Raw genomic sequence first — 22,916 nt, 5'->3', positions numbered from 1 at the left:
CATGGAACCGCTGGTAAGCATCACTGCCGATCTGTCGCCCGCCCAGGCGCTGGCCCTGGCGCAGTTCCTCAAGCGGGTCGGCCTGGACGACTACCGCAGCCTGGCCGTCGACGCCGACGAGGCGTGGACCATGCTCGATGCCGGCGAGCGTCTGCGCGCCGCCTTGGCCGCCGCCGGCTACGCGCCGCGCTGACTCGCCTCCACTTCCCATAATCCGCTTGTCTGACGGCCGCCATTCTGGCGGCTTTTTGCCGCTTGCCTCATTGATAACGCCTGATATACTGCGTCGGGTCGTCGGCCGCTGATAGGCCAAAAACCCACATTAGGGGGTCTCGCTCTTTTAACTGGATAACGCACCCCACGCATGGCGCGGGAACCCGCATGGATGCTGGGGTTGAGCCTCTGCGGTACGATAGGATGCAGTGGGCTACACTGATTCGGCAAACAAATCAGTAAGTGGGCTGGATTCTAAAGGTCTTCCGAGTGCGCTCTTGGATTTTGGAAAAGCGGGCTGGAACACAGGTGTCAACCTGTTGGAGGGTGGGTTCAATCTGTTGAGCGGTGCGTTGCCAGGCGGGCCTGACTACTATGCATTCGGCAGCGGCGCCAGGTTAGGCTACGACACCCCCGTGTTTGGTGAAGCCCTCGAACTCCTATTGCCGTTGAAGTTGGCAACGATGGGTGGCTCTGCGGCTGGAAAAGGGGCTTCTGTAGAAGCTGGTTGGTCTGTACCAAAATCGGTCACAGGCAAATTCCCAGATTCTTGGGGTGAGGGTGTACCCAATAACAAAGGGGTTGGCCAGCGTTGGCAAGACCCTAACAATAAGGGTAATGGAGTTCGCGTTGATCAGGGTAATCCCCTGAACACACAGCCAGTGCAGCAAGTAGATCACGTAGTTGTCCGTTACGAAGGTAGGGTCATTGGACGTGATGGAATGCCAATTCAAGGATCGATTAAGCAGAGCCCTGAGTCGGCACATATTCCATTAAGTGAGTATTTGAAATGGGAAAAATGGAACGCGCCGAAATGAAATACCCGCACATGCGTGAGGAATTGATTGGATATTTGCACTCCTTGGCCGACAAAGAGTATCAGTTGGCGGTATGGGTTCGGGATGAGCCATATCCCGATGTCGTGCATGATGAATTGGATTATGCAATTCATTTTATCTACGACGATACCTGTCTGGGGAGTGACCCAGGCGAAGCTATCGGGTGGTTTCTTAAAAATGACTTGGAAGCCCAGTCAATTCGCAATTTAGTACGTTGCCTTGACAGCCTATTTGCAACATACGGGATGAATCTAGAGGATGCTCAATATATAGAAAAACCGGAGTGGGTCGATGTTATGGATGCCGCGAGTTCTTGCGAGGCATTACTTCTGAGCTCGCATTGACTCGGCAAACACCAATACTGAGCAAAAATTTGTTGCAACACACCCGGATCATTTCAAAAATTCCGTCATCGGCTACGATGTTCCGCACCATTTGGATTTGCTAGGGGAGTATTTCTCGACGAAGAAAACTGAGACAGGTAATTTTTTATACGGGAATCTGTCACAGTGGTCGTTTGGGTTGGCCGATAATTTAGAAGCTGGGTTAATGATCGCTGGTACTCTTAGAGGGAATACCGGAAAACTCGGAGTGCCTGGTAGGGAATTGCCAATTGAATTGCGCGGTGGTAAGGTCGACGTGCATGTATATGAGGGCGTCTTGAAATCAGAGCCAGTCTACGTGGGTATTACGAACAATCTTGCGAACAGGCAGGCTGCTCATGGGGAACGATTTGTGCTTAATCCGCTGACTTCAACTCCTGTAACGCGCGGAGAAGCGAGAGCAATCGAGCAGGCTCGAATAGTTGAAAAACCGAATTTCCAAAACATTCGAAATAGTGTTAGTCCGAAGCATTCCTATTATCAACAAGCTGTTGATTGGGGTAAGCAATGGCTAAGATCAAATGGATTTTAAGATGAATCTTGTCTCATTAAAAAAAACAAAAACATCACCAAAGAAAGGCGATGTTTTTGTAATGTTACCTCCTGATGGCCTCTTCCTTTATGGCCGTGTCATCGCTATAGATGCAAAAATCGGTCCGATGGCCGATTGTATTTTAATTTATATATATAGCGAAAGATCAAAGCGAAAAGAAGATGTGCCAACACTAATGCGCGGCCAATTGCTGACTGCTCCGATGTTGACCAACAAGCTTCCTTGGAGTAAGGGTTACTTCGAAACGATTGAGCATCGTGAACTTGGCCCCATGGATCGACTTCCAAAGCATTGTTTTATGGATTCGCGTGGATGGTACTTTGATGAATACGATCATCGTCTCTCCATGCCTAAAGAGCCAGTTGGGGAGCGAGGACTACAAAGCTTTAGGACTATAGATGATCAGATTTCATCGGCCCTTGGCATCGCATTAGCGCCGGATTAATAACTCGGAGTAACCACGGTTTCGGCAAACACCAACGGAATTCAAGTTACGAATTTGACTCAGGGCGATATTCTGCAATCATTGGCAGCTGGGGCCGGGAACGCGGTTGCCCATGGATTGATTCAAGCAGGGAATTTCTTTACTGCTATTGGTGACATTAACGGCACTATTGAGCCGATGCCGTTGTGGGATCCCTTTACACCAACGAGCAAATATTTTGGTCAGCAAGGAAAGGATACAGCTGATGGCTTGATGTTGGTCAATGGTGCGCGCGCAGTGGGTGGTGGTCTGGCCGGCTTGGCGGAGGGCGCCGCCTCTCGTTTATCCGCTGCGGACTTCCCTGAGGTCGCTGAGAAAATTAGCCAAAAGCAGCTCCGGCATATTGCAGGTCGACAGGAATATCGGGGCGGTGGAATGCTCGATAGCGTGTCAGATGCGCAAAAGGTGCTTGATGCATACCGTGCCGGTGCAGCTCAGGTTCTCGGAAAATCTCAAGCTGGCTTCCCAGTAGTACGCTTCGAGGGAGTGACGGGTATAAACGTAAATCTCCCTCGTTACCCTAGTCAGCCGACAAATGTGTTTATGATCAAAGGGACATCAGCGCCTAGTGTCGTCCCAATGAATCCAACTTGGACTCCGTGATGAATACTGAAATTGCAAACGATATTTGGTGCATCCAAACGTTACGCTTGGTGCAGGCACTCCTTGGTGCCATTTCTTCTAACTTTCGAACGGTTGGACTTTCGCATGATGGAAGCTCTTGGTTGCTTATTTTTGTGTTGGCCGAAGATAACGCCATTGATCGAGAAGAGATCGAGGACATAGCTTGTGAGTTCGAAGCGTTACAGGAGGCATCAATTACCTATGTTATCGATGTGGTAGTTACTAAAGCCCCCATTGACTGGCCAAGCGAATCAGTTCGAGTTGTGTATCGGCGACGAGAAGATTAGTCTCGGCAAACACGGGAGACGGGATTCTGAAGAGAGCTTCCGACTTCTTCTCTGGTGCTAATCGGGAAACTAGGTGCGACTCACTGGGTTGTATTCACCAGGGTACATTGGAAGCGACACCCGTTAAATCCTATACGGGCGATCCAGTCCAGGACTACATTAATGACCTAAATTCTGAAATTGCTACGACGGTTATGAATGCTGGGATGCGAGTGGCAAGCTGGTGGAAGACCGCGACGCTATTTGGACTTGGTGGGGCCGGCGAAGCCGGTCCGGCCTTGGCTTCAGAGGTTCAATATCTCTATCGAGGAGTTAGCGCGGGTCATCCTGCCTTACAAGCGGCCCTTCGGGGACGTGTGGTACCAGGTAACGTCCTGGGAAATGTAACCGAAGAGGCACACAATCTCGGTGGAGTGGCTGCACAAAGTCAATTTACATCTTGGTCTAGATCGTTGGAAATTGCGCAGAAGCATGCATCAAAAAACGGTGTTGGGGGAGTGATATTGAAGGTGCCTGTTGGTGCGCCGCCGAAAGGTGCCTCATGGTCATGGTCTTGGTCACCTGATGTGTATTATGAAAGCGAAGTCCTAATGCGAGGCGTTAGAGATGGCGCAATGAGGGTAAGGTAATGAATCAAATGAAATTCATTTTGTCGCTCGAACCAGTTCACGGGCTTGAGTCCGACTGGTGGAAAAAGACAAAGGAAATATTAGAATCGCCAGATGCAAGGGCAGTGTATGAAGCCCCTGGCTTGATGCCAGTGAAGGACGTGCTTGCAAGTGCACGTGTGCATTTGATGACTCTAGGGAAAGCGGGTGTTTTCGCTTTGGGCCTTGATGAATTGATTGCTGCAATGGGCTCCATTGAAGGGAGTGAAAATGTTACTTGTTATGGTTTCGCATCGGATGATGGGGGGGTAATTGGAAATTGTTATGTGGATGAAAATTTCAGAGTAGTTGGGTGTTACTGGCTGCCACTTCGAAAGTAGCACGAACGGCACGGGGTCGGTGCTACCAAACGGACACGAGCTCAGCTGTAGAGTGAATTCGAACGACCTGGTCAGCCGCTGCGCGGTACTGCCAGCCGCGCTTGCGGAAGGCAACAGCCACGCTTGATGCAGAAGTGGGCTACCAGGCGCGCGGTGCCGCGCACCGCTTGCCGCCGCGCTTCGCCGTCAGCCAGCTACCTGCCACGCAAAAGCACAGCCCCTCCGGGGTAAATCGGCCGCTGCGCGGCCGCTTTAACATAAGGCGACATTCTGTTGCAAATCGCCCCAGTCGTTGCGCTGCGCTTCACTTGGTGGGGCGACCCCGCGCTACGCCGGGCCCTTCGGGTTGACAGAATAGGCCTTATGTCTTGCGCCCCTGCGGGCCTGCTAAGCCAGTGCGTGCGCTGTACGCATGGTTTCGGTCAGGCGCTGCGCGCGTCCACCACACGGGGTGCTGCCAGTCAGTGCTACAGGGCGCGCTTGTTCCTCGCTTGCCGCCGCGCTTCGCCGTCAGTCAGGCCAAGTGCACGCAACCGCAACTTCAAAATCAACCGCGTCTACAAGCGGTGCAAGGCAAGAACCCGCCTCGCACCGCATGTGTGAGCGTGCTCTTGATCGCGGCCGTCAAGGCCAAGCCCTGCGGGCGCTGCGCGGCCTTGACTGAATTGGCGGCGCCGCTGTGCTTAAAACATTCAATATCATTTATACCGTTTAGCACAGCGCCGGCCGCGCCGGCGCGGGTTCCTGCACCAGTACCAGCGGCCCACGCACACGGTGCAGCACCGGGGCAAGGCGGTGCGCTACATCGAGGTGCTGCCGTCTGACATTGCCATCGCCAACCGACTCGCGCACGACGTGCTGGGCCGCACGCTCGACGAGCTGCCGCCGCAAACGCGCAAGCTGTTGAATGCCTTGCATGGCTGGGTCAAGCTGGAAGCCGAGCGGCTGGGCATGAAGCAGGCCGACTTCCGCTTTAGCCGCCGCCACGTGCGCGAGCTGACCGGCTGGGGCGACACGCAGCTCAAGATCCATCTGGCGCGCTTGGCGAGAAATCACGTCTTTACTCAGCAGTTGAAGGACCGCTTCGGGGAGATAGCGGCAATACCTGAGCTGTGACAGCTGCATGACCCGTTGGCATCGGCTTCGCGAATGGATGCGAGCATGTGTTTTGCAAAGCGTCCGTGAAGCGATCTTGAGTCGGCTCCGTAAGCGCGATCAAATCATGTGCGACCGGCTTAGCGCCGACGTTGCGAACGTGCCAGCACCGGCTGGTTACGGGCACACAACCGGAAACCTGGCTGATTATGGCAAATTCGGCTACAAGCACGATTGGCTTGTGGAGATGCGTGGATTGTCACCAGTCGCCAAGATCACAGGCGCACAAGTGCATCATTATTATTAACTGCTCATCCGGCGTGAGCGACGCGCGGACAACTACGCTTGCGCATCCTATTCGATACCGCGTCGATAAGCGTGTTTGCAGGAGAGGGGGAGGCTGTGCTGACCAGCCAGATATTCCCTGATCCTGCCACACCAACCCGATCCATATCGGCGTATGCCAATCAACAGAGCGGATAGTATGAGCGCACGCTCTAATGCAACGCGACCAAAACAATGCGTTGCAGTACCGATTGACGTTCAAACGTATAGACCGGCGGTGGCGGCGAGCCCCAGAACGCTGACACGGCGAGGTGCTAAGTCAAAGTCGGCGCCCCGCAAAACCTCTGCTACAACGTCGCAAGGCGTTTAGCCATGGGAGAATTCCTACCGGAATCAGCCGGAGCTCAAGCCGCATTTGCTTGAGCGCGGTAGTAGCCGCTGCAGGACAGGGCGATTGGTACGTCAGACCCGATCTCGTCGTTGGATCCGGTAGCGACGAGATCGCAGCCCTAGTGCCTGGCTGGACACCCAGGTCCCTAACAGGATCCATCGGTTTTCCATCTTTCAAAACTATGGATCAGGAGAGTCTAAGCTACGAGTGGCGATTTATCCTAGCAAGAGAATGCTTCGCAAGAAACCAACATCCCACAGCTATCCACACCAGGGCCCAACCAATGGCAAAGTAGGTGATGAGAGCATAGAAAAAGATAGGCCAAATCCATGCAGGGCCACCGCAAATGGAGAGGAGCATCAAAAAGGCAGAAACCAGAGCAACAACGACTATCGGCAGCCCCAGGCCTTGCGCAATATAGCGTAGAACGCATCCTGCCGCTCCATGCGCCCCCACGCGAATTATTTTTATCCGCGCGACAAGAATTCCGCAGGCCAATGGTGACAGGTAAAGACAAAAAAATTAATGCCAGCACCACTATGCTCAAAGTTTCTATCAGGTCTAACTTAAATGAATTTGAAAGGCAGCTTGCGGCTGCGGACTCAATCGGTGGCTGCGACACTCTAATCTAAATATATTGTTGCAGAGCAAAAATAATGTAAAGTGGACTCGAATCGAATGTGCCGCACCCCGCAAAAACTCAACTACAAAATCACAAAGTGCTTGGTCACGGAAAGCTCATACAGAAACCGTCCGAAGCTCAAGCCGTATGTGATGGAGCGCGACAGGATCCTCTGCAGGGTAGGGGGATTGACAGGCCAGACCCGATCTCGTCGTTGGATCAGGCAGCTATGAGATCGCAAACCAGGTGCTTCGCAGGACGCCCAGGCCCCTGACACAATCCATTGGTTTTTCATCTTTCAAGAACTATGAATCAGACGAGTCTGAGCTACTGGTGGCGATTCACAACGTTATGCCATCCTCTTCCGGTTTGCTTCGATCGCGTTTTTGATGGAGGTCCGAGTGGCTGACTTAATGCCGCTCCCTTTTGCATCAGTGGAGAACTGGCCCGCCACGGTCGTGATGCGCTCAATCGTTTGGCGAGCCCATGTCTCAGGCAGGTCGACCGCAGCCGCCAGCTTGAGCAGGTGTTGTAGCCCCGGGTGACGACCTTCACCGCTGACCGTCATCTGGTGCTCACCGCCAACGCCGACGTTGTACGTCAGGTCGTAACATGGCGCCAGCTCCCACTGCATCGATTCGTTCATCACGTAGGCGAAATTCTTGGTGTGGTCGTCACGGTTGTGGAAGACGACGTTGAATGCACATCGCTCGAAAGCCTTCTTTACCTGCCGCTCGTCCTTGGTCAGGGTCCTGGTCGCTTTTAAGAACACCGTATAGTCCCGTGTCGGCAAACGGAAATTGTCGTCGAGCAAACCAGCCAGGCTCAGGGTCGGCACCCGCATGCCGCCTTGACGATCAAAGCGCTCGATTCCGAAGCCGGCCAATTTCGGGGACAAGTCGAAGTATTTCGTGGCGGGCATGTCCAGGTCGCATTTCTCCGCCATGGTAGCGTACAGCTTCTCGATAGCACATACTTCCTTGGTTTCACCCTGAGCCTGGAATTTCACCAGCCATGCCGCGCCAGGCGCAGCGCGGTCGGTACTGACCTGTCCCGTAGCGCCGTTGTACTGAACCAAAACCTTTGGTCGCGCGCCGTGGGGCGAGCCGCCAGTCAGTGCCAGCTGTTCGAGGGTCGCGGTATCTTTGCCTGCCAGCACCGCCTGCGCGCCTTCGGCCAGTACGCGCAATTCCTGATATTCCGGATCATGGCTCAACGCATCGGGCGGCGTAAACACCATCGCACCCATCGCGCGATCATTGATGAACGCCAGTCGATCCAATGGTGAAATGCCAGTCGGGTCGCGCCCATCCTTTTGGAAGCAGCGGTCCATCAGAAGCCGGCCCCAGCCGTCAGGCAACGAATCGGCAATCAACCCCGGCAGGTTCTCTTGGCTGTTCGGAAAATCCGAATAGGCCACTTTGCGCAGTTTCAAGTAAATTGGAGAGAGTTCGATACCCCGCTGCAGTGCCTCATCAGAGTATTCGAACAGGAGAGCACGCCCTTCGTGTGCAAGCGTGCCGAGATGCCATTGTTGACCCCATCCGCAAAAATTGACGTTGAGCTTTTTCATGACGCCCTTTTATTTTTCCGGGGAACACGTTGGCGAACTGGCCTGCTGGCCTCTTCCAGTTCTTTGATTGACGTCGGCTTTTGCAAAAAGAGCGATTCAAGTTCTTTTGTCAGGCCCAAGGCAACGACAAGGCGCAACGACGTTTCGAGTGTGGCCTTCCCCGTCTTTTCAAAACCAGACACCGTGCCCAATGCGACGCCCGCGCGCTGTGCGAGTTCAGGCTGAGAGAGTTCCAGGCGCATGCGTTGTGCTTTGAGACGCCGCGCTATCTCCATGCACAGTTCGGTGGGTGTAGCGAATGTAAAATCCAACATGTTGAAGTTAGCGCGCTATATGGAAAGTAATTTCACTATTTTAGCATTTAAGGAACTTAGAACGAAGTACATATCCTACTAAATTCATATAAGTGAAGTTATTCTCTTATTTGAGGATTTAACTTCAAGTTATTGATCTAAGTAGCTGGTAGTAAGTCAAGGAAGCACATCACGCCGGGGGGGGCCTTTCTGATCGTCACGGAGATCACCCTCAGCTGACATCCAAACGGCGAGTTGACGTGGCGGGCAGGCTCAATAGACCGGCTGGCGTCAGTGCCTTCGTGTCGGGCAATCCCCCATTTTTAGAGCGCCTAACGAAACGTCGTCCAGAGAAACAAACGGTCCCGAAGCTGCTCAAACCCACCTGACATTGTTTTCGGGAGCCGCGCCATGGCTAAAGCCCTTCTTCCTGACGACCTGTGGGCGCTGATTCAGCCATTGCTACCAGCATATCGTCCTTCCCCCAAAGGTGGGCGCCCTCGCATTGACGACCGCGCCGCTTTGACCGGCATCCTGTTCGTCCTCAAGACAGGCTTGCCTTGGGAATATCTGCCCCGTGAACTGGGCTGCGGCAGCGGCATGAGTTGCTGGCGGCGCCTGCATGCATGGCAACAGGCAGGTAGCTGGCAACGCATCCATGACGCCATGCTGCAGCACTTGCGGGAATACGATCAGATTCAATGGGAACGCGCCAGTGTCGACTCGGCCAGCGTGCCATCCCCCCCTCGGCGGACAGCATACCGGCCCCAATCCCACCGACCGCGGCAAGCTCGGTTGCAAGCACCATCTGCTCGTCGATCAACGCGGTCTGCCTCTGGTGGCGAGCATATCAGGGGCTCAGGTACATGATTCCCGCATGCTGGTTCCCTTGCTTGAAGCCGTCCCTTCAGTAGCAGGTCTTACTGGCCGTCCACGCAAACGTCCTGCCAAACTGCATGCCGACAAGGCCTATGCTTCGCGCGCCCATCGGGCCTGGTTGCGCAGCCGTGGCATCGTTCCACGCATAGCCCGCTATGGCATCGAGCCGCGCGAACGCCTGGGTAAATGGCGCTGGGTGGTCGAACGCACACTGGGTTGGCTGCACCGCTTCCGCCGATTACGCATCCGCCACGAGCGCCGTGCCGATATCCATCAGGCATTCCTCTCGCTTGCCTGCATACTCATCTGCTGGAGATACATTCAGCGGTTTTGTTAGGCGTTCTAAGCCACAATTGTAGGTAAAGGAGTAGTTTGTCGAATGCTGCCGACATGCACCGCTTCGGCATCTCATTCCGGGGACACAAATGCACCCCTGATTCAGTCTTGAATAGCTTCGTCGTTTGCGTCAATCTCATTTTCTGGAATCAGAGCAAACCATGCGGGTTCGGTGATCTCAAATCGAACCTTGTCGAGCCCGACTTCTTCCGGTGCCTGTTCCGAGTAGAAGAAAGACCAGGCCATACGCTTAGATGTGGCCAGATCGTGCAAGAGCTCCTCTAACGCTCGATCATTTTCATCAAGCCACCGCTTTAGAAATTTAATTTCTGTGTGGTCGGTCCTGTGCCCTTTATCCCCAGTACGGCTAAGCCTGCTCCGGAATTGAACAAGAAAAACATTCGTAAGCTCCGTCACGTTGACTCGGCCGAAGTAGATCCTCTCGGCCTGATAATGTGGATGAAAGCCATTGAGTGGCATGCACACGCTATAGAACGTGCCAGGATTCTTTCCTTCGATTGACAGCGGGGTGTTTTTACGACGTTCTTCCGAGTACAACAAGTAGCGACCGGCGACCGTCGCCATGAATTTACTGGTTTCGGGGCGATCCATTCTCTTTCGAGATTCTTTGTCCCCATCATTTGCGTCATCATCATCCGCGCGGCCACATCCGCGAGTCCCTCCCTCGCTAGCTCTGGGCGAAGTTAGCTTGAACAACAGCCCGAGCGAGGCATTTGCGTGAGCTTCTTCAGGCGTGGGGTCGTCAGTTTGCTCACGTGTTGCACTGGCCTCCTCAGGCGCCCAAGTACAATTTGTGATGTGAGGATATTGCGAAATCCTCCTAAAATACGGCGACCGTTTCTTCACGCCGGGCGCATCCTCTCGATCGTAAAGTGCCGCTGAAACCAACGGCATCAGTATTGCCCGGCACTTCGGATCACCACATTTGAATGTAAAACGCTTTCGCGCTTTCGCTGGCTGCGCAAAATACAGCTCCCTCGCTTGTTCCAACGTCAGATTCTTGTCGTGCTCTTCGCAATACGCAGTAGCCTGTACCATTCAATTTATCCTAAAAATTTTCAAACAAGAGGTAACTGCACCAAGAGCTATATCTCTTGGAGTGAATATGAATCCGTAATATTGCCACAAAGCAGCAAATCCTGCTTTTAGAGCAACTGCTTTTCGCTGATGACATCGTAGTCCCCACTTTTATTGACATCGAATTTTCAGAATTCTTAGATGCTGTCTGATTGTCCAGTCCCGTTTGATCATAACCGCGCTTCACGAATAGATCCGGCTTCTTTTGCTGCCATTCTTTGAGCGCCAGGATGGGTGTTCTTGCACCGATAGCCCGTTGTGGAATGTGGTGGTTGTAAAGCTTTAAGTAGGTAAGCAAGGTTGCCTCCAGACCGGCCCGGCTGTCGAATCGGGTCTGCTGCAATAGCTCGCTGATACGGCCGTTGAGTCGTTCGACCATGTCATTCGTTTGCGGATGCCGGGGCGGTGCAAGGCGGTGTTCGATGCCCATACTGGCGCAGACTGAAGGCGTATTGGCCGCTGCGCTTCATGCCTGTTGTAGCGAAGCGGTCGGTGAATTGCGACCGTTGTCGGTCAGCAGTTTGATGATCTTGATCGGCGAGGCCAGCTAGAGCCGGCGCATGAATCTGCCGAAGCTAAAGTACCTTTTACCGGCGCGCTGTAGCAGCCGCTGCAGGGTAGGGGGGGGGGAATCCAGGTCAGACTCGTCCTCTTCGTTGGATCAGCCAGATACGAGATCGCGCGCCAGGAGCCTCGCAGTCTGTAGTGGTCAACCCATCCCGGACACTACGTTAAGTTTTTCTTCGGCGACGGCCGGTGCCAGTCCCTGGTTGAACTGATGTGGCCGTATCCAGTTATACCGATGCATCAGGTAGTGGCTAATGTCCCGTTGTGCTTCTTGTGCCGTCACGTAACCGGTTGACGGCAGCCATTCCGTTTTGACGCTACGGAATAGCCGTTCCATCGGGGAGTTATCCCAACAATTTCCCCGCCGTCTCATGCTCTGTCGTACCCGATAGCGCCACAAGCGCCGACGGAATTTTTGACTGGCGTACTGGCTACCTTGATCCGAATGAAAAAGTAGTCCCTGAGGTCGCCCTCGCTGCTCGTAAGCGATTTCCAGCGCTTGCACAACAAGGTCAGCGTCGGGCCGTAGCGAGAATGCCCAGCCCACCGCGCGGCGCGCGAACAAGTCCAACACCACGGCCAAGTAATACCATCGGCCTTGCGCCCAGACATAGGTGATGTCCCCGCACCAGACCTGATTTGGCGCCTCCACTGTAAATTCACGATTGAGGTGGTTCGGAATATCGACCCGCTCCACAGAGGTCTGCTTATAGGCATGGCTGCCAGGCTGCTTGCAGACCAGGCTCAATTCCTCCATCAAACGACTGACTTTGAAGCGGCCAATTGCAGTGCCTTCCTCGCGCATCATGCCCATGATGCTGCGACTTCCCGCCGAACTACGACTCTCGACGAACAGCGCGTGCACACGGCTACGCAATGCCATGCGCTCAACATCAATGTGGCGGGCGCGCTCCCGATATGCATACAGGCATGACCGTGCTACGTCGAACACCGCGCAGATCAACTCGATTGATTCGTCACCACAAATCTGATCGATTACCTCGTACGTTCGATCCCTTCCGACATCAAGAGCGCGGTAGCCTTTTTTAAAATGGACTTCTCCCGCTCGAGACGCTCAATGCGCGCTTCGAGTTCCTGTATTCGCTGCTGATCAGGCGTCATTGCCTTACTCTGTGGCGTGATGCCTTGCCGCTCTAACTGAAGCTGCTACACCCAGCGGCGCAGCACTGATTCGCCGATGCCGACCGACCGGCTTGCCTCCGTATGGCTATATCCTTGATCCAGTACCAGGCATGCCGCCTGCTGTTTGAACTCAGGGGAAAACGTACGTCTTTGCTTGCTCATCAAACACCTCTCCATGGCGAGCATTCTCGCCTAAATCAGTGTCCGGGTACATTAAACCACTACACGTTGTTGTTTTACATATTTGAGGACGTCTTTTAAGATCAATCCTATTTTTTACCAATACATCCTTGCTATATTAAAAAAGGAGTACTGCAATGACTGCTGCAGCCGTAAAAATCAGAAATTGGTCGAGAATAAGCAAGACTGCACCGTTTCAAGTAAGAGGCATGGTCATAGCTTAAACTCAGGCAAGAATTATCTTGAAGGTTGGGTCTACTTTGAACCATGCAGGCAGCCATGTGTAAATTCCAAAACAAGATGAATCAGAAAATGACAGCTAGGTTCATGTAAAGGTTAAGTGACGTGTCACGATCATATGACTTACTAGGGGAGGAGAAATGTCCGGCGCAGCTTCCGTGACAGTTACATTTGCGTGCGGACGTGACCAACTTCATTGATGACGGCATGAGTTTAGCTCAAGGTTGTGTATTCCACGCGGTTGCCCAACGATCTGGCAATCATATGAATTACCATAAACACAATATAAATACGAGATTTAGCTATGACAGTTTTTCGTTTCACCACAATCTTCCGTGTGGTTGTCTTTGCGCAGTGTGCAACGAGTTTCAACATCGCCCATGCCGATGCCTCTGGACCAGATTTCTTTAAGGTTCGGAGTGTGCCGTATGGCGCAACGGTGCCGTTGCGGGACAGGCCAGTCGCATCGACGATTATTGCAACCATACCGGCTGACGCCACCTGCATTCGCAATGAGGGTTGCCAAGGTGGTTTGATGGAGGGCATGTCGCTCTCTGAGAGTGAACAGGCCAAGCAGCTCGTCGCGAATCCGCGGTGGTGCAAGGTAGAGTATCGGGGGCTCAAGGGTTGGGTCGAAGGTAAGCTGCTGGCCGAGGGGTCCTGTGTCAGCAGTTCCACCAGAGACCTAGCGCCAGGCTCCAAACCTGTGACGGTCAGAGGAACGATCAATGGCACCGAGAGCACGGACTATCGAATCAAGGCGTTGGCCGGTCAGACTTTGACGGTATTGCTGAAGGCAAGACACCCACAGACTTACTTCAATCTGATTCAGTCTGGCGGTCAGGAAGCCATGTTCATCGGCAGCATCGCCGGCAACAAGGCCGAGGTGATCATTCCAACGGATGGGGACTACACCCTACAAGTCTATTCGATGCGCACGGCCGCACGAGGTGGCAGTTCCAGCAACTTCACAATTTCAGCACGGCTTCACGGACAGTCGTTGCTTGCCATTTCGGGCAACAAGGACGCGCTTGTGCAGGACACACCGTTCCATGCAACAGCAGTCATTAAATGCCCGCCGCTCTTCCATACCGGCTTCATCTGTGATGCAGGAGTAATCCGGCGCGGCTTGGATGGCACTGGCACTGTGCAGATTCGTTGGCCTCAGGGCAAGCGGCATATCCTCTTCATCGGCGGGAAAGCTCGTGCATCAGACACTGCATACCCAATGACAAGCTCAAGGAAGAAAGGGATTAGCATAGTAACTATCGGTAAAGACGAGATTTTCGAAATCCCTGACGCTTTGCTAAAGGGCGGTTAAAATCGAGCTGTGGGTGTAGTAAGGCTTTGTTGCACAAGTAAACAGAGCCCCCCCCCCCCTCGCCCCGAGCGGATTTAAGGCATGACAACCGTCGTCGGGGTGCCCAGTGCAGTGAAATGATTGAGGATCGTTGCGCCCACTTGTAACTCGGCGACCTCGCGGTCGAACTCGCACGCCATCCCCACCGTTCGTCTAGCAGCTCGAAGCAGGGCATTCTGGTTTCGACCAGGCTGCGCCGATAGTAGCGGGTCCACTTCTTCCATGTCTGGACATATCTATATTGCGCTGTCGACAAACTGGGAAAGACTGTCGGCTTTCTACGACAAAACGCGATCTGGCTGCTGTAAAGCGCTTTCCTACCAAGGCCCTAGGTGCGAATGGCTATCCAGAAAAGGTTGGAATGGACAAGACCGGAGACAACAAGGCCACCATTGACGCGGTCAATGCCGGCCGGAACGTGCCAATCCTCGTGCGCCAAGTCAAATATCTCAACAATATCGTGGAGCGCGACCACCGCGCTATCAACAGAGTGACCAAGACGATGATCAACTTCAAATCATTCCGCTCCGCCGGCTCCGTGATTGCCGGCATCGAGCTCATGCACATGATCCGCAAGGGCCAGTTCGCAATGGATCACACAGTGATGATGCCGTTCGCCGATCAATTCTAAGTGCTGGCAGCACAGGTCCGTCCAATTTGAGGACAGAAGTACCATTCCGGGATAACTTCGCCCTCTGATCAACAAGGCGACAGAACCTGCGCCACTCGCATCCGGACCTAACGTAGCGCATTGATCACCGTGCGCAAATCCGTCTTACGAGGTACTTGGCAGTAGCGGCGCGATCAGACATCACTATTCATCTTTCACATCTGTGGGATAGCCAAGTTTGAGTGCCGTCCTCACCTGCTGATGCCGGCTTCGATTCTCTTGAGTCCACATCGTGAATCCCCCCAAAAAAACATCAAAGATGCTTTGACCTGAAAGTTGCCATGAAGTTTAAACCGTCGCTAAGTTCGATGGATTCTATATACAGTCCGTTACTTGGTCGGGATCCATATTTCATGAAATAAAGCATTTTTGGATAAATTTAGGACTAGTCCTATTTGCAGGATGAGAAATATAGGCAAAGATAAAACTGCGGGCAGGTGTCATTTGCAATGCCGTTTCTTAGTGGAAAATTGTGGCTTTCGGCTAAAATTTTTTTAGCTGAATTTAGTTAATGGTAAATGCAGAAAAAATTAATTAGCTTTCTATAAGAATGTACTATAGCCATTCAAGAAATAACTCTGGATGAAATTGATGAGGTAAGTGGTGGTGTAGCCAGTGCAACCCGTGGACAAGTTCTAAGGAAGCGCTGATCAATCCACTTTTTCGCTGGCGCGCCGCGTGAATTCTCGGACGAGCAAGATCATCAGCAAATAGCTGCATTTTTGAGAGCCGATACACGCTCTTTTTGGAGGAATTGGTGCTGTGTTCCTCGCCTTTCGGCGATCAGGACGGTTTTCGGGTTTCGGTGACGGTAAAACGCCTGCCGACCAGCACCAGATTGGCGAACGCGAACAGCGTGAACAGTTGCGCGGTGTTCTTTGCCAATCCACGGTAGCGTGTTTTTTTATGACGGAACAGGTTTTTGATGATATGGAACGGGTGCTCGACTTTCGCCCGAACACTGGCCTTCAGATGCTCCAGCTTTTCTGTCAGGCGCCCCAATTTGTTGTTGGGCAGCGCCTTGCGTTTGGAGCGTTTCATGGCCACGTGCCAAGTGACGGCTTTACCGACATTTTCCGGCCGTTTCTCGACGCCTTGGTAGCCGGCGTCGCCGAGCGCTGCGGTTTCGTCGCCGTGCAACAGCGCATGCGCCTGAGTCACATCCGACACATTGCCCGCTGTGCCACGTACCGTGACTTCTGGGCAGGATCATATTTTTAGTGACAAAGGAAAAAACGTGTTCATAATACTCCTATTAACAGTTATATTTAATTCTAAAATTGGTATATGAGCCCATTCTCAACAGTATTTCGGGAATTGCGCATATTTTGCGAGCTACGGCAGACTGAATTCGCCTCCCAGCTAGGCTACGAGCAAAGCTATATCTCAGCTATTGAGCTGGGCACCAAGGGGCCGCCATCCATCGATTTCATCGAGCGCCTGGTGCAGCGTTTGCAGCTTGAGGAGCATTGGAAGAAGCGCTTGCTTGAAGCGCTGGAAGAGTCTCAGCGAAAAATTATGTTGCCCAATGAGGCGCCCGATGAGCTGTACAGGATGTTCAATGAACTTCGGCGCCAGATCGGTGCATTGCACCCGGCACAAGTGGAACTGATACGAATGGCATTGCGCATGCCTGTCATGTTGTCGCACCCACCTTTCAAACCTTTGCGCCCCCTCAAGCGCAAAGGAGAGCCAGACAGAACCGATGTGGTCGAAATAATACTGTAATGCTAAGCTGGCAGCTTGGCATCAGATCAGGACGAGACGGTTGGCCACTGTGCCGCGCGCTATTAATCCTGCTCTGCCAAAGCATCACGTAAATAGTCGCACTCGATAGTCGTGCATTGATCGACGTCCATAATGTGAGCTATTTACCTCCAAAATTTGAGCTTTTCCGTTTGCAAGACGACATGAATGCTTCAGTGCGTCATTGCGTGCGGAAAAACATATTCTGGAGATGGAGCGGTCCATGTCGGGAACTACGCAACAATTGACCAGTTCGGGGCGTTTCGATGCCCCATCAGACTTGATTGCCGTGCCGGCCGAGCCGACACCCAAGCCTCGACTACAAAAAGGCATGACGCACAAGAAGTTGTGCCAGCGCATCAGGTTGGGCCATGGCATGGGGCACGGCAGCGGCTATTTGCCTTGGTTGATCCTGCGGCGCAACAACCCTTCGCCCTATTCGAATCAGGTGGCCACCTCCATGCCGCCTTTGCGCCGTGGCGCCTATTATTACTCACGTGGCGAATACCACACCGCATTGCTGCTGTTATGGCTGGGTGTGCGGGATCTGCGCGAACAATTTCCGCTATGGCCCCCATCCGCTAGATGGAACGCCGGACACGGCTCCCATCCAAAGACCGTGGTCTCGGGGCTTGCTCGATATCGCCCGTGAAGCCGGTATCGATCATGGCTACGAAATCGGTACCGGCGTTCCCTATGTCGCGAGCCTTGACCTGCTGGCCACAGCACCGCTGCCAGGGGGAGATAGGCTGGCAGGTTTCTCGTCGAAACCGATCGTTGACCCCACTAAGGAGGTCGACTGGCGCACGCTTGAACGGCTGGAGTTGGAAAGGCGCTATACCGCCGCTATCGATTGTCCCTATTTCGTTTCCAGTTCCGCCCTGATACCGAAACTCATGGCCGGACAGCTTGAAGTCTGGTTGGACGCGTCGACATTGTATTGCGCACCACATCTCATTACCTGGGCCGGCAAGTTCGCGCACTACCTCAACGCCAGCCTTGATCTGCCAATCAACGAAGCAGTGCTCCATGCGGCCCGTACGCTACGCCTCACGACCGCCGAGGCCTGGCTATTATTCCAGCACTGCGCATGGACACAGAGCATCGACATCGACCCATCGCGACGTATTCTGACCTCCTACCCAGTCCGGCCAGGTGGGCGGCCATGCGAGACGACTTGCGCCGGCGCTTTTTCGGAGATACATGGCCATGACGGAAACGACCATCGAGCCGGGACTGGTGCTTGCCGGGACTTCGGACAATTCGCCTCTTCCTGGTCTGTATCGTGTGCTGGAAGTGGCTTCGTACCTGGATCAAGTCACACTCATCCCGATTCCGAGTATCGGCCGGGACATGCCGGGCAAGAAGCAAAAAAGCTATTACGCCAAGGGATTTTTTTTAAGAAAGCTATCCCAGTTGAAATTCTGGCTTGAAACGGATGCCATCAAACCGACGACGTTGGCCTTGCCGAACCACTGGCACCTTGGCGATGAAGATTTTCGCCGCCTGTGGCCACCTTGCGACGACCCGGCTGTCGCGCCGAAAGACCGACACCGATCAACGCTCGAACTTCGGCGGGACCGCAAATGGACTTTGATCGCACCACTCATTCCCACCGGCGCCGGCATACGGCCACCGAACCTGGCCTGCCTCGATTATCTGGTGCGCGCGCGGGCAAGGGAGGCTGGCGTCAGTGCGGGACAGGTATTTGTTGCATTGCATCGTTATTATGCTTTTGGATGCATCAAAAATGCCTTGATACCCAATAATGTTGGTCGATCCGGCGCACCTGCGGTTCCGCGTCGGGGAAAAAATCAGGTCAAGTTGGGTCGCAAAAACACGGCCGTCAAAGCCGGCGACACGGAGAAAGCTGGACTCATCCTGACCGATCAGGACGTGCTGAACATTCAGGATGGCTATATTTCGTTCGTCCTTCCCGGCACAACCGTGAGGCAAGCCTTCCTGTCCATGACCGGGACGTATTACAGCACCGGCCATGTTCTTCAACAAGGCCTGCTGACACCAGTACTGTTGGATGCCCACTTACGACCGACTGAAGACAATTTTCGCTATCACGGACCTAAAGCGCCGGACGCCACCGGCGCCGCGCGCAGGTTAATGGGTGAGAGGAAATGGGCCCGTGATTATCGTCACTTGGCCGGAACGGTGCGCGACGGCATCGTCTCGATCGGGCAGGTCGGATCGCTTGATGCGTCCCCGGTCGACGTCAATGTCGTCGCATGTGGTGACCCGCGACAACCGATCGGCGTAGGCCGGGGCCTGTTCGTGCGCGATGCGTGGCTCGGACTGTATCTTGGCTGGCATATCGGCATGGGAGGATTGGGCACGGACGACGCCAAGATGGCGATTTTGAGGGCCGCGACCGACAAAACTTCCATGCTTGAACGCTACGACCTCGATCTGCCGCCTGAAGATTTTCCCGCGCTGTTTTTCACCAAATACCTCAGCGATAACGGGGAATTGCGCAGCAAGGGCGGCATCACGACCATGGTAGACGACCTGGCATCGCGCATCGAATTTATTGCCAGGGGCAGAGCGGACCGCAACAGTCCATCGGAGTCGGGACACCATTCGCAACACAGCAATTTCGACCATCACATCACTGGCACTACAAAAGGGCGCCCATCGAAGCGCGGCGAGCGGCCAGCGATTACCAAAGCCTTGATCTCACGCTTTTCCTATACGCGCCTGCTCTTGCTCTGGATACACTGGGCCAATACCAAACAGGACCTTCCCTTGCACATGGTGCCGAGCGAAATGCGCAGGGAATATGCAGCACAAGGAGAAATCGTTCCACGTATCCGCATCGCTATCTATCGATGGGCAAAATTGAATGGTTATATTGCCGGAAAACCGGTTGACCCAACCTATTAAAGCTTTACAACCACCACATTCCACAACGGGCCATCGGTGCCAAAACACCCATCCAGGCGCTCAAAGAATGGCAGCAAAAGAAACCGGAGCTATTCGTAAAGCGCGTTTATGATCAAACGGGACTGGACATGTAGATAGCTTGTGACACTATCCGTTTTGTCGATGCAATTTAAGAATAGTCCTATTGAATCGCTACGATTGCTGTAGGCACTTTGTTGCCATAATTTATTGCGAAAGGACACTCGTTAGTGAAAGTTCCTGCTCCTCGTATCAAGCTGACCGAGCAGATGCGAGCAATCCACCAGCCGCTTGGCGATCAAGTTGCGCACGCGACTCTTTGATTGCCAGATGCCGTACACCCCCAAGAGGGAGGCATTCATCAGTTCGGCGCGTTGCTTTTCCACCAGCGTGGGCCAGACAATGATGTTGATGGTGCCAAATTCATCTTCAAGGGTCAGGAAGATCACCCCTTTGGCCGTCTCCGGCCGTTGCCTTACAGTGACTATGCCGCAGCCCCTGGCCAGCTGGCCATCGCTGAAGGTGTTCAAGATGTCCGACGGCACAAAGCGCATTTTGTTGAGGCGCTGGCGCAAGAGAGCGAGCGGATGGCGGCCCAGTGTCAGGCCGACATACCGGTAGTCCGCCACGATGTCATCGGCTTCCGTGGGCGGAGCCAGCTCCAGCACGGGTTCGGCAATGGTCGTTGCGCGCATCAAATCCCGCTCCGGTACGCTCGCTGCGGCATCCCACATGGCCATGCGGCGGTTGCCCGTCAGCGTTACCAGGGCATTGGCCGACGCCAGCGCCTTCATCTCCCCCGCATCGAGTTGCGCGCGCATGGCAACATCGCGTGTGTTTTTGAAGGGGGCTGCAGCGCGGGCTTCCTCAATGCGCCAGGCCGCCTCTTTCACCATCCCCTTGATATTGTTTAAACCAAGGCGTACCGCCAGTCTGCCGTCCGCCATCGGTTCCAGGGATGCTTCCCAGCTATGTGAGGCCTTGGCCACCTTGTCGACCACCGATAAATCCACCCCCAGCGCGCGCCCTACATCGCGCAGGACACTGCGCGGGCGGTAGGAAATGACGACGGCAGTCAGGGCGGCCCGCATGCGGCCGTACTTGCAATAGATGTATTGAATCACCTCCTCGCGCCGCTGGTGTTCGAAATCCACGTCGATGTCGGGCGGTTCATCGCGCTCGCGTGAGATAAATCGCTCGAAGAGGAGGGGGCCGCGCGAGGGATTGACTTCGGTGATGCCGAGGCAGTAGCACACGGCCGAATTCGCCGCCGATCCGCGCCCCTGGCAGAGGATTTTTTGCGAGCGGGCAAAGCGCACGATGTCAAATACCGTCAAAAAATACGGTTCGTACTGCATGTCGCCGATCAAATCTAGCTCATACTCGAGCTGTGCCTGCACGTTGTCTGGAATGGTGTGCGGGTAGCGCCAGTGCGCTCCAATATAGGCTTGTTCGCGCAGGTAGTTGGCCGGGGTCTGCCCCTCGGGCACGATCTCGCCTGGATATTCATAGCGCAGTTCATCAAGCGAGAAGGTGCAGCGCTGGGCCACGCGCAGGGTTTCATCAAGGGCGTCGCGCGGATACAGGTTACCCAGCCGCAAACGCGAACGCAGATGCGCTTCGGCATTCGAGGCCACCATTCGTTCTCGCCAGGTCTCTTCCAGCCACCGTCATGACTTTGGGAACTTGTATCGCAGGCGAAGCACCGTGTGGCAGACGACTGTGAATCCGCCAGTTGCGGCACTTGGGTGCACTGCATGTCGGCAACCTGGCCATATCGTGCCAAGCGGAATGTCAAGACTGAAATAGCCCCTTGATTCACCAGACACAGCCTATGCGCTATTCTTACGGATAGGAATAGGACTGTGCATATGACTAGGAACAAGCAAACAATCGAGGTGGTGACGGTGAGCCAGGAGCGCCGCAGGCGCTGGTCTGCCGAGGAAAAAGCAGCCTTGGTACGCGAGACTTACGAGCCAGGCATGAACGTATCGCTGGTCGCACGCAAGCACGGCGTCGGTGCAAGCCAGTTGTTCAACTGGCGTAAGCTCGAACGGGAAGGCGCGCTAACGGCGGTCACTGCTGGCGAATCGGTGGTACCGGCGAGCGAACTGGCCGCTGCGCGCGCAGTTAGCCCAGTTACAGCGCATGCTCGGCAAGAAGACGATGGAGGCGGAAATTCTGAAGGAGGCCGTCGAGTTCGCTCGCGAAAAAAAGTGGATTGCGCGCTCGCCCTTGTCGGGCAAGGACGACCAGTGAAGCCGGTCTGCTCTGCCCTTGGCGTAGCGCGCTCACACGTCACCCAGCTGCTGGTTCGTCCCGCAGACTGGATCGACGGCCGTACCATTCAGACGTTCTACCAACCTGCCGACGCCATCCTGGTCGACGCCGTGCGCGCCGAGATTACAGTGCTGCCGACCTATGGCTACCGCCGGGCTGGCGCTCTGGTTAACCGCACGCGCGCCTTGATGGGCCTGCCAGCAATCAATCACAAGCGGTTTTATCGCGTGATGAAAGCGAACAGTTTGCTGTTACCCAAGGCGCCCAAACGCCCAGTAAGCAGCCGCGTGCACAATGGCGTGGTGGCGGTGGAGGAACCCAATCAGCGGTGGTGCTCGGACGGCTTCGAGATCGCTTGCGACAACGGCGAAGTGGTGACCGGTGTGTTCATGAAGGATTGCTGTGACCGCGAAATCATTGCCTGGCGCGCCTGGGTGGAACGTGACCTGCCTGGCGAGCCCGTGCGCGACATGCTGGTGGAACCGGTCGAGGCAAGATTCGGCCAGGCCAGCGTCGGATCAACCAGGCTGGAATTCTTGAGCGACAACGGTGGCGCCTACCGTGCCCATGAAACGCACGCCCTGGTGCGCGCACTTGGGATTGAACCGGTGCACACGCCGGTATGCAGCCCGCAGTCGAACGGCATTGCTGAAAGCTTCGTGAACACGTTTAAACGAGACTATGTGAACTTGCTGGACCGCAGCAGCGCAGAAATTGTTCTGGCTCAGCTGCCAGATGCGTTTATGCACTTCAACGAGGTCCATCCGCATTCGGTGCTGAAATGGAAATCGCCGCGCATGTTCAGGAGGGAGCTGGCGCGCCGGGCTCAGGAAAGCGGCGCTAACTAAACGATTGGCTGTGCCTAGCTATGCGG

General features: G+C 54.4%; 20 protein-coding genes and 8 pseudogenes. 19 read left to right on the top strand and 9 right to left on the bottom strand.

The genetic code is table 11. From position 1 onward, the window contains the following. Window position 1 precedes the first annotated feature (1 nt). The 11 genes and pseudogenes from U0004_RS29625 to U0004_RS29575 all read left to right on the top strand — a co-directional run bounded on the left by U0004_RS29625 (window position 2) and on the right by U0004_RS29575 (window position 6,774). On the top strand, window positions 2–193 hold the full coding sequence (locus U0004_RS29625; RefSeq protein WP_070257950.1) for a DUF7706 family protein: 192 nt from the start codon (window positions 2–4) through the stop codon (window positions 191–193). A 229-nt stretch (window positions 194–422) separates the two neighbouring features. Further along, window positions 423–1,031 carry a hypothetical protein gene (locus U0004_RS29620; protein WP_217495260.1) on the top strand — a complete coding sequence of 203 codons (609 nt, stop codon included), beginning with the start codon at window positions 423–425 and terminating at the stop codon, window positions 1,029–1,031. After that, the gene (locus tag U0004_RS29615; protein ID WP_139144217.1) at window positions 1,013–1,396 is read left to right on the top strand and encodes an SCO4402 family protein; all 384 of its coding nucleotides are present in this window, start codon (window positions 1,013–1,015) and stop codon (window positions 1,394–1,396) included. Before U0004_RS29620 ends, U0004_RS29615 begins: the two co-directional genes overlap by 19 nt. Window positions 1,397–1,601: 205 nt before the next feature. After that, a complete protein-coding gene (locus tag U0004_RS29610) occupies window positions 1,602–1,967 on the top strand; it encodes a hypothetical protein (protein ID WP_231958599.1) in 366 nt (121 codons plus the stop codon). Window position 1,968: 1 nt separating this feature from the next. Then, window positions 1,969–2,433, top strand: a complete 465-nt coding sequence (locus tag U0004_RS29605; RefSeq protein WP_167468733.1) for an Imm26 family immunity protein — start codon at window positions 1,969–1,971, stop codon at window positions 2,431–2,433. A 54-nt stretch (window positions 2,434–2,487) separates the two neighbouring features. Further along, window positions 2,488–3,075: a hypothetical protein gene (locus U0004_RS29600; protein WP_139144218.1), complete on the top strand. Its 588-nt coding sequence runs from the start codon at window positions 2,488–2,490 to the stop codon at window positions 3,073–3,075. Then, window positions 3,075–3,383 (top strand): hypothetical protein, encoded by a 309-nt coding sequence (locus U0004_RS29595; protein ID WP_071653715.1) that lies wholly within the window; start codon window positions 3,075–3,077, stop codon window positions 3,381–3,383. Before U0004_RS29600 ends, U0004_RS29595 begins: the two co-directional genes overlap by 1 nt. 628 nt (window positions 3,384–4,011) lie before the next feature. After that, a complete protein-coding gene (locus U0004_RS29590) occupies window positions 4,012–4,371 on the top strand; it encodes a hypothetical protein (protein WP_139144219.1) in 360 nt (119 codons plus the stop codon). Window positions 4,372–5,166: 795 nt separating this feature from the next. After that, window positions 5,167–5,487: a hypothetical protein gene (locus U0004_RS29585; protein ID WP_139144220.1), complete on the top strand. Its 321-nt coding sequence runs from the start codon at window positions 5,167–5,169 to the stop codon at window positions 5,485–5,487. A 321-nt stretch (window positions 5,488–5,808) separates the two neighbouring features. Further along, window positions 5,809–5,949: pseudogene (locus tag U0004_RS29580) on the top strand (GH32 C-terminal domain-containing protein); the annotation flags it as partial. Between the two features lie 522 nt (window positions 5,950–6,471). Further along, window positions 6,472–6,774, top strand: a complete 303-nt coding sequence (locus U0004_RS29575) for a hypothetical protein (protein ID WP_139144221.1) — start codon at window positions 6,472–6,474, stop codon at window positions 6,772–6,774. Between the two features lie 339 nt (window positions 6,775–7,113). Here the strand turns inward: U0004_RS29575 and U0004_RS29570 are convergent, their stop codons facing one another. Together U0004_RS29570 and U0004_RS29565 are read right to left on the bottom strand one after the other, a co-directional pair. Beyond that, window positions 7,114–8,337 carry a type II toxin-antitoxin system HipA family toxin gene (locus U0004_RS29570; protein ID WP_070257955.1) on the bottom strand — a complete coding sequence of 408 codons (1,224 nt, stop codon included), beginning with the start codon at window positions 8,335–8,337 and terminating at the stop codon, window positions 7,114–7,116. Next, complete coding sequence (locus tag U0004_RS29565) at window positions 8,334–8,612, bottom strand: helix-turn-helix transcriptional regulator (protein ID WP_256608859.1); 279 nt, start codon at window positions 8,610–8,612, stop codon at window positions 8,334–8,336. The genes U0004_RS29570 and U0004_RS29565 overlap by 4 nt, the downstream gene beginning before the upstream one ends. A gap of 429 nt (window positions 8,613–9,041) precedes the next feature. Here U0004_RS29565 and U0004_RS29560 point away from each other — a divergent pair. Next, a protein-coding gene (locus U0004_RS29560) for an IS5 family transposase (protein ID WP_115057662.1) occupies window positions 9,042–9,846 on the top strand; the annotation gives its coding sequence in 2 pieces (ribosomal slippage) (window positions 9,042–9,380 and window positions 9,382–9,846; 804 coding nt in all). 101 nt (window positions 9,847–9,947) lie between these two features. Here the strand turns inward: U0004_RS29560 and U0004_RS29555 are convergent. The 3 genes and pseudogenes from U0004_RS29555 to U0004_RS29545 form a co-directional block, all read right to left on the bottom strand. Next, window positions 9,948–10,904 carry a hypothetical protein gene (locus tag U0004_RS29555; protein WP_115057661.1) on the bottom strand — a complete coding sequence of 319 codons (957 nt, stop codon included), beginning with the start codon at window positions 10,902–10,904 and terminating at the stop codon, window positions 9,948–9,950. A 190-nt stretch (window positions 10,905–11,094) separates the two neighbouring features. Beyond that, window positions 11,095–11,487, bottom strand: a pseudogene (locus U0004_RS30155) (integrase core domain-containing protein); the annotation flags it as partial. Window positions 11,488–11,652: 165 nt separating this feature from the next. After that, window positions 11,653–12,815 (bottom strand): annotated as a pseudogene (locus U0004_RS29545) (IS3 family transposase). A gap of 562 nt (window positions 12,816–13,377) precedes the next feature. Here U0004_RS29545 and U0004_RS29540 point away from each other — a divergent pair. Continuing rightward, complete coding sequence (locus U0004_RS29540; RefSeq protein ID WP_139144222.1) at window positions 13,378–14,394, top strand: SH3 domain-containing protein; 1,017 nt, start codon at window positions 13,378–13,380, stop codon at window positions 14,392–14,394. Between the two features lie 74 nt (window positions 14,395–14,468). Here U0004_RS29540 and U0004_RS29535 read toward each other — a convergent pair. After that, window positions 14,469–14,656 (bottom strand): annotated as a pseudogene (locus U0004_RS29535) (IS5/IS1182 family transposase); the annotation flags it as partial. A gap of 4 nt (window positions 14,657–14,660) precedes the next feature. Between U0004_RS29535 and U0004_RS29530 the strand changes: the two are divergent. Continuing rightward, window positions 14,661–15,064, top strand: a pseudogene (locus U0004_RS29530) (DDE-type integrase/transposase/recombinase); the annotation flags it as partial. Window positions 15,065–15,886: 822 nt separating this feature from the next. On the opposite strand, the pseudogene U0004_RS29525 reads toward U0004_RS29530, so the two are convergent. Continuing rightward, window positions 15,887–16,297 (bottom strand): annotated as a pseudogene (locus U0004_RS29525) (transposase); the annotation flags it as partial. Between the two features lie 93 nt (window positions 16,298–16,390). Here U0004_RS29525 and U0004_RS29520 point away from each other — a divergent pair. The 4 genes and pseudogenes from U0004_RS29520 to U0004_RS29505 all read left to right on the top strand — a co-directional run. After that, window positions 16,391–16,831 carry a helix-turn-helix domain-containing protein gene (locus U0004_RS29520; protein ID WP_070259660.1) on the top strand — a complete coding sequence of 147 codons (441 nt, stop codon included), beginning with the start codon at window positions 16,391–16,393 and terminating at the stop codon, window positions 16,829–16,831. Between the two features lie 241 nt (window positions 16,832–17,072). Continuing rightward, a complete protein-coding gene (locus tag U0004_RS29515; RefSeq protein WP_139144271.1) occupies window positions 17,073–17,501 on the top strand; it encodes a PDDEXK family nuclease in 429 nt (142 codons plus the stop codon). A gap of 551 nt (window positions 17,502–18,052) precedes the next feature. Beyond that, window positions 18,053–19,744, top strand: coding sequence for a hypothetical protein (locus tag U0004_RS29510; RefSeq protein WP_070259655.1), 1,692 nt, complete (start codon window positions 18,053–18,055; stop codon window positions 19,742–19,744). Continuing rightward, window positions 19,735–19,878: pseudogene (locus U0004_RS29505) on the top strand (IS481 family transposase); the annotation flags it as partial. The gene U0004_RS29510 and the pseudogene U0004_RS29505, both read left to right, overlap by 10 nt. A 111-nt stretch (window positions 19,879–19,989) precedes the next feature. Here U0004_RS29505 and U0004_RS30150 read toward each other — a convergent pair. Both U0004_RS30150 and U0004_RS30145 read right to left on the bottom strand, forming a co-directional pair. Continuing rightward, window positions 19,990–20,496 (bottom strand): OB-fold nucleic acid binding domain-containing protein, encoded by a 507-nt coding sequence (locus U0004_RS30150; protein WP_412101875.1) that lies wholly within the window; start codon window positions 20,494–20,496, stop codon window positions 19,990–19,992. A 66-nt stretch (window positions 20,497–20,562) separates the two neighbouring features. Next, a pseudogene (locus U0004_RS30145) lies at window positions 20,563–21,399 on the bottom strand (helix-hairpin-helix domain-containing protein); the annotation flags it as partial. A 234-nt stretch (window positions 21,400–21,633) separates the two neighbouring features. On the opposite strand from U0004_RS30145, the gene U0004_RS29495 reads away from it, so the two are divergent. After that, window positions 21,634–22,890 (top strand): IS3 family transposase, encoded by a 1,257-nt coding sequence (locus tag U0004_RS29495; RefSeq protein WP_231958597.1) that lies wholly within the window; start codon window positions 21,634–21,636, stop codon window positions 22,888–22,890. Window positions 22,891–22,916 lie beyond the last annotated feature (26 nt).

It is taken from the genome of Janthinobacterium lividum, from assembly GCF_034424625.1.
GTDB lineage: Bacteria > Pseudomonadota > Gammaproteobacteria > Burkholderiales > Burkholderiaceae_D > Janthinobacterium > Janthinobacterium lividum.
This window is presented reverse-complemented; position numbering and strand designations above follow the sequence as displayed.